Annotated in this window: 11 protein-coding genes; 5 read left to right on the top strand and 6 right to left on the bottom strand. The window is 36.9% G+C overall.

Annotated features, from left to right (window positions below; all coding sequences use genetic code 11):
- Positions 1-71 precede the first annotated feature (71 nt).
- From asnS to FH508_RS08385, 4 genes are all read right to left on the bottom strand, one after another.
- The gene (asnS, locus tag FH508_RS08400) at positions 72-1,367 is read right to left on the bottom strand and encodes an asparagine--tRNA ligase (RefSeq protein WP_173478553.1); all 1,296 of its coding nucleotides are present in this window, start codon (positions 1,365-1,367) and stop codon (positions 72-74) included.
- 28 nt (positions 1,368-1,395) lie between these two features.
- Positions 1,396-2,589: a pyridoxal phosphate-dependent aminotransferase gene (locus FH508_RS08395; protein WP_173478552.1), complete on the bottom strand. Its 1,194-nt coding sequence runs from the start codon at positions 2,587-2,589 to the stop codon at positions 1,396-1,398.
- A gap of 16 nt (positions 2,590-2,605) precedes the next feature.
- On the bottom strand, positions 2,606-3,088 hold the full coding sequence (locus FH508_RS08390; RefSeq protein WP_173478551.1) for a cell wall elongation regulator TseB-like domain-containing protein: 483 nt from the start codon (positions 3,086-3,088) through the stop codon (positions 2,606-2,608).
- A 437-nt stretch (positions 3,089-3,525) separates the two neighbouring features.
- Positions 3,526-4,947: a tetratricopeptide repeat-containing diguanylate cyclase gene (locus FH508_RS08385; protein WP_173478550.1), complete on the bottom strand. Its 1,422-nt coding sequence runs from the start codon at positions 4,945-4,947 to the stop codon at positions 3,526-3,528.
- A gap of 373 nt (positions 4,948-5,320) precedes the next feature.
- Here FH508_RS08385 and FH508_RS08380 point away from each other — a divergent pair, with 373 nt between their 5' ends.
- On the top strand, positions 5,321-7,189 hold the full coding sequence (locus FH508_RS08380) for a multicopper oxidase family protein (RefSeq protein WP_228134441.1): 1,869 nt from the start codon (positions 5,321-5,323) through the stop codon (positions 7,187-7,189).
- A gap of 106 nt (positions 7,190-7,295) precedes the next feature.
- Here FH508_RS08380 and FH508_RS08375 read toward each other — a convergent pair whose 3' ends face one another.
- Positions 7,296-8,090 (bottom strand): MerR family transcriptional regulator, encoded by a 795-nt coding sequence (locus FH508_RS08375; RefSeq protein WP_370635712.1) that lies wholly within the window; start codon positions 8,088-8,090, stop codon positions 7,296-7,298.
- A 169-nt stretch (positions 8,091-8,259) separates the two neighbouring features.
- Between FH508_RS08375 and FH508_RS08370 the strand changes: the two genes are divergently transcribed.
- From FH508_RS08370 to FH508_RS08360, 3 genes are read left to right on the top strand one after another with little or no spacing between them, the layout of a single operon-like run.
- Positions 8,260-10,011, top strand: a complete 1,752-nt coding sequence (locus FH508_RS08370; protein WP_173478548.1) for an ABC transporter ATP-binding protein — start codon at positions 8,260-8,262, stop codon at positions 10,009-10,011.
- Between the two features lie 17 nt (positions 10,012-10,028).
- Positions 10,029-10,709 carry a response regulator transcription factor gene (locus tag FH508_RS08365; protein WP_217270262.1) on the top strand — a complete coding sequence of 227 codons (681 nt, stop codon included), beginning with the start codon at positions 10,029-10,031 and terminating at the stop codon, positions 10,707-10,709.
- The gene (locus FH508_RS08360) at positions 10,706-11,791 is read left to right on the top strand and encodes a HAMP domain-containing sensor histidine kinase (RefSeq protein WP_173478546.1); all 1,086 of its coding nucleotides are present in this window, start codon (positions 10,706-10,708) and stop codon (positions 11,789-11,791) included. The genes FH508_RS08365 and FH508_RS08360 overlap by 4 nt, the downstream gene beginning before the upstream one ends.
- A 32-nt stretch (positions 11,792-11,823) precedes the next feature.
- On the opposite strand, the gene FH508_RS08355 is transcribed toward FH508_RS08360, so the two are convergent.
- Positions 11,824-12,411 carry an NAD(P)H-dependent oxidoreductase gene (locus FH508_RS08355; protein WP_173478545.1) on the bottom strand — a complete coding sequence of 196 codons (588 nt, stop codon included), beginning with the start codon at positions 12,409-12,411 and terminating at the stop codon, positions 11,824-11,826.
- 118 nt (positions 12,412-12,529) lie between these two features.
- On the opposite strand from FH508_RS08355, the gene FH508_RS08350 reads away from it, so the two are divergent.
- Entirely contained in the window at positions 12,530-12,973 is a 444-nt protein-coding gene (locus tag FH508_RS08350) for a MarR family winged helix-turn-helix transcriptional regulator (protein WP_173478544.1), read from the top strand.
- Positions 12,974-13,123: the final 150 nt, after the last annotated feature.

Raw genomic sequence — 13,123 nt, 5'->3', positions numbered from 1 at the left:
TAGTAAGTAGAAAAGCCGCGTAGAAATTTCACTACGCGACTTTTAAATTGTTTTCGTTTGTTGCTAATCGATTAAGGGTATAAACGATTTAATAAACGTGGGAATGGAATCGTTTCACGAATATGCTCTGTTCCAGAAATCCATGCTACTGTACGTTCTAGTCCTAGACCGAAGCCAGAATGTGGTACTGAACCTTGCTTGCGAAGCTCTAGGTACCATGCGTAAGCATCTAATGATAGATTATGTTCCTCGAGACGAGCTTTTAATAAATCATAGTCATGAATACGCTCTGAACCACCAATAATTTCCCCGTAGCCTTCTGGCGCAATTAAGTCGGCACATAATACGACATCATCACGGTCTGGGTGTGGCTGCATGTAGAATGGTTTGATACCTGTTGGGTAGCACGTAATGAATACAGGTTTGTCAAATGAATTTGCAATGGCTGTTTCATGTGGCGCACCGAAGTCATCACCCCATTCGATGTCATCAAAACCTTGTTCATGTAATAGTTTAATGGCATCATCGTATGAAATACGAGGGAATGGCGCTTTAATATTTTGCAGAGTTGATGTATCACGACCAAGTCGCTCTAATTCTAGAGTACAGTTTGCCAGAACTGACTGCACAATATGTTCTACATACTGTTCTTGTACCTCTAAGTTTTCTTCGAATTCTACAAACGCCATTTCTGGCTCAATCATCCAAAACTCGATTAAGTGACGGCGTGTTTTAGATTTTTCAGCACGGAACGTTGGACCGAAAGAAAACACTTTCCCTAACGCCATCGCAGCCGCTTCCATATAAAGCTGACCAGATTGAGAAAGGTAGGCATCTTCATCAAAATATTTTGTGTGGAATAGCTCTGAAGTACCTTCAGGTGCTGATCCAGTTAAAATTGGTGGGTCCATTTTTGTAAAGCCATTGTTGTTGAAAAATTCATAAGTTGCACGGATGATTTCGTTACGAATTTTCATCACAGCGTGTTGTTTACGAGAACGTAACCATAAGTGACGGTTATCCATTAAAAATTCAGGACCATGCTCTTTTGGCGTAATTGGGAAATCTGTTGCTGCATGTAACACTTCAATTCCTGTTACTGCTAGTTCACAGCCGAAACTTGAACGTTCGTCTGCTTTTACCTCTCCAATAACGTACATCGAAGTTTCTTGTGTCATACCTTTTGCAATTGCAAAAATTTCTTCGCCTACTTCTTCTTTTACAACAACGCCCTGCACAAAACCAGAACCATCACGTAGTTGTAAGAAAGCGATTTTACCACTTGAACGTTTGTTAGCTAACCAAGCACCTAGCTTGACTGTTTCTCCGATATGCTGTGGCATATCTTGAATCATAATTTTTTTCATAGAAATCCTCCAAAGTTGGTTAGAAGGATTAGTCTTGCCATTTTGATTTTACGAATGCATCAATACGACGGACTGCCTCTTCTAATAATTCTAAAGATGTAGCATAAGATAATCGCATAGTAGTTGGTGCACCAAAGCCAGAGCCTGGAATCACTGCTACGTTTGCTTCTGTTAAAATGTCCGCAGCAAAAGCATCTACTGAATCATAGCCAGTATGTGCCATTGCTTCTGCTACATCTGGTAATAAATAAAATGCGCCTTGCGGTTTTAATACTTTGAAGCCAGGAATTGCACTAATTTGTGGATAAATTTTCTCAAGACGAGATTCGAAAGCTTGACGCATTTCTTCGACAGTGTCTTGTGGTCCATTATACGCTTCCACTGTTGCATATTGTGCAGTTGTTGTTGCGTTTGAAGTAGAGTGTGAAGCAAGGTCAGTCATTGGTTTAATAATGTCTGCATCACCTGCTGCATATCCGATACGCCAGCCTGTCATAGAGTGAGATTTTGCTACACCATTTACTACGATTGTACGTGCTTTCAATGCATCTGAAAGTTGTGCAATTGAAAAATGCTCAATACCATTGTATACAAGCTTCTCATAAATTTCATCTGACACGATTAAAATATCCTTTTCTTCTGCAACAGCAGCAAGTTCTGCTAGCTCATTGCGAGAATAAATCATACCAGATGGATTGCTTGGCGAGTTAATGATCACTGCTTTAGTTTTATCGGTAATAGCTGCACGTAATTGATCTGCAGTAATTTTATAGCCTTGTTCACGTGTTCCCTCAACATAAACGGGCACACCGCCTGCTAGTTTCACTTGCTCTGGGTATGATACCCAATAAGGAATAGGGATGATTACTTCATCGCCTTCATTTAAAATTACTTGGAATAACGTGTAAAGAATGTGCTTTGCCCCAACGCCTACGATAACCTCGTTCGGTTTATATGTAAGATTGTTGTCGCGTTGAAGTTTGTCAATAATCGCTTTTTTAAGAACTGGTAGTCCGCCAGCAGGGGTATATTTAGTTAAACCTTTTTCCATAGATTCAATTGCCGCATCTAGAATATTGCGCGGTGTGTTGAAGTCAGGTTCACCAGCTCCTAGACCAATTACATCAATACCTTGCTCTTTTAATTCTTTTGCTTTTGCAGTAATTGCTAATGTTGAAGATGGTGTTAAAGTTTTCACTCGGTTTGCTAATAGTTTTTTCATTCGGGATCTACTCCTCTTATAAATTCTTAATGCGCTTCCACCAGTCGCCGTCCTTAAATAAAATATAGACATAGTTGAGTTTATCTTGATCGTTTAGGTAAGTTATTTCCCAAACAGCCCCTACTTCCTCATAGCCTAATTTCATATGAAGAACCTTTTGGACATTTCCTTCATTTTTAAAAACCGATAATGCTTGCTTTTCCGTAATACCATCTTTCAAAAATACTTCCTGAATGGAATCCTCTTCTAGATTCGTTGGAACAAAGACAGCCTTTTTGTCACCATATTCGTCTACCCCGAACACAGTAACATACGAATGTTTGCCATTATATGTGTATGACTCCGAGACAATTGCTAGGGCTTTGGCATCAAGCGCCAACTGTTCAGCCTGTTCTTCAATTGAACTAAACGGAGCCTCGGCTTTCCAGAGTACTAAAATACTAATGACAAGTGACAAGGAAACCATAAAGACAGAAATGAAAATCAACCAGTTTTTCATATATTCACCTTATGTTTCATACCTAGCTTTTTTTGCGCTAAGAATGCCAGATATTTTTGCGTGTCTATAACTGCGCACACTTTCATTTTGCTTACCATTTTTGTCAACCTGCTTTCTTTCCTCATACCACAACATTATACACCAAAATTCTCTTGTCGTGTTTGCTAATTTCATTTATTGTACGTTGATAAACCAGCGTTTTCAAATGATTCGAGGCGTGATTTTCATTTTTTGCTCTCCCACTAAAAAAGACTGTACGTTATCGTTAAAAGTTCCTATTTTTTTCACACTAAAGAAAGGTGTAGATTTGCGAAAAAATCACTTTTTTACTATACCCAAAAGAGCAAAAGTCCTACACAAATTTATTCCCACTGCCTTTTGTTGACAGTGGGAACGATTCTCTCTTACATATATTATTTTATACTTGATAGACTCATTTATAGTGAGCTAATGACATAGTTTGCACGACCATTATTTTTCGCTTTGTATAAGTTGCGATCCGCCTGCTTAAAAAGCTGAATATAGTCATAATTTTCTTGATCATTCATACAGGCACCTAAGCTAATCTTTAAAGGATAACTATCAAAGTCTTGTTCTACTTTTAATGTTAAGATGTAGGCATGTAGTTCCTTAATAAAGTCATAGAAAAACTGCTTATTGTTATGACGCAGACATACGATAAATTCATCTCCACCATAACGTATAATGACCGCATCCTCATTACGTAAAAAATCTCTTAATCCAGTAGCAAGTAACTGGAGTACCATGTCACCTAACAAGTGACCGTACTTATCATTATATGCCTTAAAATAGTCGATATCGAGGACAATTACGCCAACATACTGATGGCAAGCCTGTGCTCCCTTCAACCAATCATTTAGCTCACTATCTAGAAAATGACGATTAAGGACACCTGTTAAAGGATCATAGAGAGCCCTTTTTTCCAGTTTCTCTTTTTGTCTATTAAAATCTAAGTTCATGACCTGTTGAAGCAAATTGTCAGCACTCATTTTTTCTGTAAGTTCTATATAAGCTCGTTGCACATCAAATATCTCATTTCGGTAATCCAATTGATAAAGAACATTTAACAGCATACGCATGACCCTTTTCGTAATTGGATTATCCCCGTATGATTGCGCCAAATCTATCGCTTGCTTATAATATTTCACGGCCTCATCTAGCTTTTGTTGATGTTCATATAAAAAGCCATAGCCAAATAAAGCGGCTACCTTTTCTCGTTTATGATTTTGAATAATATCTGAATTTAATGTATCGTCCAATAATGCTTGACCAGTAACAAAATCGCCCTCTAGTATATAGACATCAGCCATATTATTATTAATGCGAATTTCTTGTAGCTTTGCCAATTCTGGCTGTGTTTTGGCAAGCTCCTTATTGTAATTTCTTGCGATAAATGCCGCATTAAGAGCGTCCCGATAACAGCCATTTTCGACTTCAAGATAGCACAGATTGCTATAGCAGCGTACAAGCATTTTAGTATCTTTAAGTTGTGTAGCAAATTCAATCGATTTTTTGGTCATTTCCACTGTTTTTTCTCTGACCCCAACTAAATCATATATTAAAGACATAACAAGATAATAATTCATAAAATCCTTTGTCGTGCCGTACTTTTGGCAGCACTCCTCATATTCATGAATGTGGCTCACCATGCTTAATGTATCGCCTAGAGCATGATGAATTAATATTTTTTGGAAGAATAAATCTAGTCCATGCTTATGATTATCATTTTCTATTGCTACTAAAAGTCCCTGTTCAGCAAGATTTAGAGCTTCTGTCAAACGCCCTTTCGTCCGCATTTCCATGATTGTTTTGTTTAATTCTTCTAATGTTAACTCCAAATAATCACCACTTCTCTATGCTCGGAATTTTCCTTATCCATAATACTTTAATGTAGCAGTTAGCCTATACATTAATTATAAGCGAAGTCTATGCCCTCGTCCGTCATTTCAAGCATATCCCATAAATTACTAAACACATTGAATGATATTAGTTGTCTCTAGGGTTATCTTTTCTCCAACAAGCTATTTCTTTTTATGTTTAATTTAAACAGGGCTAGAATAACAGCTTTATTTGCATGAATTTTTGAAATACAATATTTTTTATATATATTAGCACAAATAATTCCATTATTGTCCTCGTTTCTCATTGTTTTTACCCATATGATGTAGTTGATTGAGTATTTATTTGTAAAAACATAAGGGACGTGATGTTGTGAATAAACATATAAATCCATCTGATCCAGCAACAATACCTAAATTTGTAGATGAATTACCCAAGCCTGTTACTGCAAAGCCAAAATACAGTAGCGGGCAGCCGAAGAAAGAATATTATGAGTTGCAAATGATGGAAGCAGAACATGGTTTTCATAAGAACTTTCCGAAATCCACGATTTGGGGATATAACGGACTTTACCCTGGTCCAACTATTGAGGCTTCTAAAGACAAAACGATTTATGTCAAATACAAAAACCAATTACCAGCAAAGCATTTTTTACCTGTAGATTTTACACTCCATGCGGCCAATGATTCTCAAGAGGTTCGAACGGTAACACATCTTCACGGAGCCAATGTTGATTGGGAAAGTGATGGGCATCCTGAAGCATGGTATACAAGAGACTTTATGTATACTGGTCCAAAATTCAATAAAGAAATACATGAATATACCAATCATCAGCCAGGTACAACGTTGTGGTATCACGACCACGCAATGGCATTAACGCGCTTAAATGTATACGCAGGTCTTGCTGGCTTCTATTTGCTGCGGGATTCCATTGAGGAACGCTCAAATCTACCGTGCGGTGATTATGAATATCCTCTATTAATTGCGGATAAAACTTTTAATGAAGATGGCTCCCTCTTCTATCCTGATGAACCGCCTTTCCCCGTGCCAGTATATCCATCGATTACACCTGGCTTTGTGGGAAACACCATCGTTGTGAATGGTAAAGTATGGCCTTATTTAAATGTTGAGCCTCGCAAATATCGTTTTCGTTTGCTAAATGGTTCAAATCGAAGAGGTTACGTCATTAGCCTTTCTAATGAACAGCCTATGATTCAGCTCGGAACAGATGGAGGTTTTCTAACAACCCCGAACGAAATTTACGCTGTGGAATTATTGCCTGCTGAAAGAACGGATGTCATCATTGACTTTTCTAATTGTGAAGGTCAGGAAATAACATTAATTAACGGAGATACAGATTTTATTGACGAGCATACGAGTGTCATTATGCAATTTAAAGTGACTTGCCCGCTTCGCTGTGAAGATACGAGCGAAATTCCTGAAAGGCTTGCCGTCTCAATGGATTTACATCCACATCATGCACATGTCGAGCGCAACTTACCATTAAGTGCATCAACAGATAACTTCGGAAGACCAATGCTATTATTAAATGACCGTATGTACCATGATCCTGCTACTGAAAAGCCAGCTCTTGATAGTATAGAAGTTTGGAATTTCATTAATGCCACGCCATTTATACACCCAATCCATATTCATTTGGTTCAATTTAAAATATTAGAACGACGTCCATTCGACGTAGAGCTCTATCAAAATGAAGGTAGGCTTGAATTTATTGGCCCAGCTGAAGAGCCTCGAGACTTTGAACGAGGCTGGAAAGATACTGTAAAAGCTGATGCAGGAAAGGTTACAAAAATTATTATGCATTGGAAAGACCATATCGGAAATTACATGTGGCATTGTCATTTCCTTGAGCATGAGGATCATGATATGATGCGCCCTATTCTAGTGATGAAAGATGTTCATCCCGTATCAGAGCCACATGTTGAAATAGAGCATGCTACAGAAAACCATAATGCCACAGCAACGACAGTTCTAAATAATAATGACAGCACTGCCCCACTTTTGAATAGTGCGCATAGCATTGCACCGACTACTGATCATACACAGCACACTCCTCTAGTGACCGATAGGCAACATTTATCAGTTACAAAGGAAACTTCGTCAGACGTTGCTACTCATACTCAGAATGTCTCACAGTTCATACCTCAACCCATTTATCCTTCTAACAGAAAACAATTACAACCTAACATGGCAAATAGATGGCGTAGGAGACGTCCGTAGGGATTTACATTATTCCTGTATAATGCCAATTAAAAAATCGAGGTATTTGACGTTAGTGTTGTCGAATACCTCGGTTTTTAGAGTTGCTATATATAGCTATCTTCACTCATCTCTCCTCATTCCGTTCCAATTGAATAACAGGCAATAATAAATCTAATTGCGAAAAATCTTCCCCTCGATACCACTCAAGTATAGATCGGGTTGGTACCCAACTATGTTGCAGGGCATATTGTAGTAATTTTTGATATCCCTTGTTTATTTTGGTTAGAGGCTCTTTGAATGGTAGTGCCAAGCAAATACAAGCAGGCAAATGTTCAATAAAATCAACGCCTGTTAATTCATTTAAACTTGTATGTTCTAATACACCAAAACCAATTTGTACTTTTATTAAATCTTGTCCTTGTCCTGATAAATAATTTACATAATAGCTGTTAATTTGAATATTGTTTTGCTTTAATTCATCGGCTCTTTTCGCAAAATGCTCTCCAAACTTCCCCATTGTGGATTCTTCAATGAACCAAATTATTTTTTCTTCGTTTTTATCAATTAGATAGATATCCTCTCGAATGGAATCACTTTCTAAAAACCTTAAGCTAACATCAATAAGCTCGCGTTTTTTCTTTAAAGTGCGAATCCAATTATCCATCATTGCTTGACGAGCTACTTCGTCGTTATTTTGTAAGTAATGTTGAATGTCCTTAATAGGTACGTCTGCTATACGCAAAGTTGTAATCAATTTCACGATTGCAATTTGGTGAGATGCATATACGCGATATCCATTTCCTCTCCGTTCTACTGGCAACAATAAATTTTTCGTTTCATAAAAACGTAACGTACTTTTTGAAATACCTGTTCTATTAGAAAATTCCTGAATGGTCATATAGTTATACAAAAGCGACACACCTTTCAATTTCCATAATAAACCTTCAAGTTACTTGATGGTCAAGTGTATTTTCTGAATTGTTTGAGTGCCTGTCACCATTTCATATTCAGTTCATAAATGCGTGCTATAGTAAGGACACACAAACAATGATTCTATTGTTTAGCGTAATCAAGGAGGAAATTTATTAATGGATAACACAACTACTAAAGAAGTACCAATAAAAAATTGGCGGCGCTTTGTGGGGCTTGTAAAACAGGCGCAGCCACCGATGCTCTTGTTAATAATCGCTTTATGTATGAGTATAGCGACCACTGGCGTAGGATTTATCGTGCCATTATTCACTAAAAAATTAGTGGACGGCTTTTCATTACAATCTCTTAATTATTGGCAAATTATTTTACTAGGAATAGCTTTTATCGTGCAAGCCATCGCGAGCGGACTTTCCATTTATTTTTTAAATCGCGTTGGTCATCAGGTTGTAGCAAAATTGAGAGATCAATTATGGCGCAAATTGCTCCATTTACCAATCCCTTATTATGATGATAACGATACTGGTGAGACGTTAAGTCGTGTAACAAATGACACAGCTGTAGTAAAAGAGCTAATAACCGAACATCTGGCAAATTGTTTAACAGGCGTTATTTCGATTGTCGGTTCTGTCATCATTCTATTATTTTTAGATTGGAAAATGACCTTAGTCATGCTCATTGCTGTCCCACTCGCGATGATTATTTTAATGTTATTAGGAAAGCGTATGTTTGTCATTTCAAAAGGTATGCAAGATGAAACCGCTAAATTTACCGCTATTCTCAATCAAGTTTTACCTGAAACACGTTTAGTAAAAGCTTCAAATGCTGAGAACATTGAATATGAACGTGGAAAAAAAGGCATTACTAATCTATTTACATTCGGTCTAAAAGAAGCTAAAATCCATGCACTGATTTCACCTTTAATTTCATTCATACTAATGAGTGTCCTAGTAGCAATCATTGGCTATGGCGGAGTTCGTGTTTCATCTGGTGAACTTACAGCTGGTGATATGGTTGCTTTTATTTTATATTTAATTCAAATCATTATGCCTATGACGCAATTAACAATGTTCTTTACCCAGCTACAAAAAGCTATGGGTGCTACAGAACGAATCAGTGCATTACTTGAGCATGAAGAAGAAAACATTTATGAAGGCCAACAATTAAATTCTGTACAAGAACCAATTCATGTCCGAAATGTTGACTTTGCCTATGGTGAAGAGCCTATTTTATCGAACATCAACTTTACAATTGAGCCTGGTAAGGTCACTGCCATTGTTGGGCCGAGTGGCGGAGGGAAAACGACGACTTTTGCGCTGTTAGAACGCTACTATCAACCGACAAATGGCTCAATTACATTAGGCGATACACCTATTGATACATTTTCTCTACATTCATGGAGAAATCAAATTGGCTATGTTGCACAAGAAAGTGCGCTTCTATCAGGAACGATTCGTGAAAATATTTGTTATGGTATTGCGAGAGACGTTTCAGACGAGGAACTTGAACGTGTAGCAAAAATGGCCTACGCTGATCAATTTATCAATGAACTGCCAGATAAATTTAACACCGAGGTCGGCGAACGAGGCATAAAGCTTTCAGGTGGACAACGACAACGCATTTCGATTGCCAGAGCTTTGTTACGTAATCCACAAATTTTAATGCTAGATGAAGCGACTTCTAGCCTTGATAGTAATTCAGAAATTTACGTACAAAAAGCATTGGATAATTTAATGCAAGGACGCACAACACTCGTAATTGCTCACCGACTTTCTACTGTCGTAGATGCAGACCAAATTTTATTTATCGAGAAAGGTCATATTACAGGCTGTGGGACACATGATACATTATTTGAAACACACGATATGTATAGAGAGTTTGCTAAACAACAATTGCGCATTAAAGATTAAAGGCGAAAGGATTTGTTATGATGACAAAACTATTAGTCGTGGATGATGATGACCATATTAGAGAATTAATAAAAGTATTTTTACAAAATGAAGGTTTTGATGTTATTGAAGCATTGGACGGTGTGGATGCACTGTCCAAATTGGATGCAGAAAAAGTCGACATGGTGATTATGGACATTATGATGCCTAATATGGACGGTTGGCAATTATGCAAGGAAATTCGAACATTCAATAGTGATTTACCGATCTTGATGTTAACGGCAAAAGGTGAAACCGCTCAAAAAGTGAAAGGATTTAATTTAGGAACAGACGATTATTTAGTCAAACCTTTTGAGCCTGTTGAATTGATTGTACGCGTTAAATCTATTTTAAAACGGTATCGTATTGCGCTCTCTCAAACGATTGAAATTGGAAATGTTAAAATGAATCGCCATACATATGAAGTATTGTATGACGGTGAAAGCATCACGTTGCGCCTAAAAGAATTCGACCTTTTATTTACATTAGCAAGTTATGCGGGCAAAACATTTTCTCGCGAGCAGCTTATTGAAGAAATTTGGGGATTTGACTATGAGGGTGATGAGCGTACGGTAGATGTTCATATTAAAAGGTTGCGTGAACGATTTCCTGAAGAAAAAAGTGGCTTCACCATTCGTACGATTCGTGGACTTGGCTATCGCTTGGAATTAGCACTATGAAGTATTGGAAATTTTTCTTTAAGCTTCTAATGATTTTTATTATGTTCCTTCTAGCCAATATAGTATTTGCCTTTATTTCCTTCCACGTAACTTCTTGGCTCTTTCAGCGGGTGGACATACATCTGCAAGGATTTTGGCGACAATTAACGACGGTTCTCGGTGTATTTGTACTATTTGCCTGCACCGCAGCTTGCATTTTTTTAATCGGTTTAAAAAGACAGCGAAATTATTGGGATACGATTGTTGATGCTATTGGACGAATGGCTAAAGGGGATTTCAATGTACAGTTAGACAAAATGTCAGATGATGAAAATGATCATTTTGGCCAACTAATTAGTGGGATCAATCATATGGCGGTCGAATTAGGCGAATTAGAGCGTATGCGCCAAGAATTTATTTCAAATGTATCACACGAAATTCAATCTCCCCTGACATCCATAAATGGTTTTGCAAAGGCATTAAAAAATATGGATTTATCTGAAGAGAAGCGTCAGCACTATTTAGCCATTATTGAAATGGAAAGTCACCGTCTATCAAAAATCAGTGATAATTTATTAAAATTAACGTCCTTAGAATCACAGCATCATCCATTTGAACCGAAGTACTATCGACTAGATAAACAGTTACGCAATGTTGTGTTAGCCTTAGAGCCAAATTGGTTAGAAAAACAAATTGATATTGATATTCAATTACAAAACATAACGATTATGGCTGATGAGGACTTAATGAACCAAGTATGGATGAATGTACTCAGTAACAGCATCAAATTTACACACAAAAATGGCCAAATCCGTATTTTGATGACCGCCCACCATGATAAAGTTACGGTAAGCATTTGTGATAACGGTATTGGCTTAACGGATGAACAGCAAAAGCACATTTTTGAACGTTTTTATAAAGCAGACCAATCGAGAATCGCTACAAATGGAGGTAGCGGACTAGGACTATCCATAGTAAAAAAAATTATTGATATACATCATGGTACGATTACTGTCAAAAGCAAACTTGCTGAACAAACGAAATTTTTAATCACACTCCCTTTAGATAAAGTTACGGCAGAGAAGGAAGAGCATAGGATGTGAAAGTAGTTCACACCTATGCTCTTTCGCTTCTTCTAGTAAGCTACTTGTCGAAAATATTGATATACTTTTGCTAACTTTTTTTGTTGTCCTCCCTTTTTACTTTCCATATTTCCAAATTCAAAAAACTTCACTTTCTTAATTCCTACAAAATTAAATAAAGCCTTTCTCATCAATACTTTATGTGCATTATTCAACCATAATAGTGGATAATTTGTCGGGCCTTTCATTGTCGAAACACAAACGACTGACTTCCCTTTTAAAAGTCCATCGGGAAACAAACCCTTCTTATCTCTATAAGCAAAATTGGAGGCAAATAATTGATCAATATAGCCTAACAGCATTGCTGGCGGTCTTCCCCACCAAATCGGATAGACAAACACAATTTTATCTGCCCAAGTTATTTGTTCCCTATATTTCTCTAAGTTTGGATCACGATATATATCACGACGTCGTCTATGTTCATTAAAGTGTAAAATCGGATCAAATTTTTCTTTATATAAATCAACGACTTGTAATTCATTTATGTACGGATTTTCTTTGCATCCTTTCACAACTTCCTGCAAAAAAGAATAATTCAAACTTTGATGATTTGGATACGTATAAATAATTAATGTTTTCATAACTGCCTCCATTACTTATCATTTGATAAGTAAATAATACGCAATACTTATATAGTTGTCAAATGATAATTGTTTTAAGATAAGTTATTTGTTATCTTGTCAGTAAGAGGTGAGCTATTTGGACAAGAATGCATTATTCAATCAATTTGTGACATTTACAGCAAGCGTCCATCAAGTAACAAATGAGTTAACACAAAACGTTAAAACGGAAGCCATAACTCCTGTTCAATATAAAATTCTTGAATATATAAAAGTAAGCCAGCCTGTTACAACTACTGAAATTAGTGATTGTCAGCAAATGTCGTTACCGAATACAAGTCGAGAGCTTAAGAAACTACAAGAGAAAAATTTAATTGAAAAAATTAGTGATACAGAGGATCGTAGAAAACATTATGTGCGCCTCACCGAAGATGGGGAACAAATGATGGATGAGGCATTTCGATGTATTGAAGTCCGTTTTCAACACCTTATTCAAGATGTTTCAGAAGAAGATTTAGAAGAAATTAAGCACGCATTAAATATTTTGCAGCAGAAGGTTTTTAAACAACAAGGTAAGCTTTAAGACGCATGATTTACTTCCGTTAATTGTTAGGACAGACTATAAGTGTGACCTCAAATGCAATTTGATTTGAGGTCACCTTTTTTTCAAGGTTTTTAATTAGTTTAGCTAGTAGATTAATAAAGTTAGAAATTATTCCCTAATAATTCGTCA

It is taken from the genome of Lysinibacillus sp. CD3-6 (assembly GCF_006351725.2).
Taxonomy (GTDB): domain Bacteria; phylum Bacillota; class Bacilli; order Bacillales_A; family Planococcaceae; genus Lysinibacillus.
This window is presented reverse-complemented; position numbering and strand designations above follow the sequence as displayed.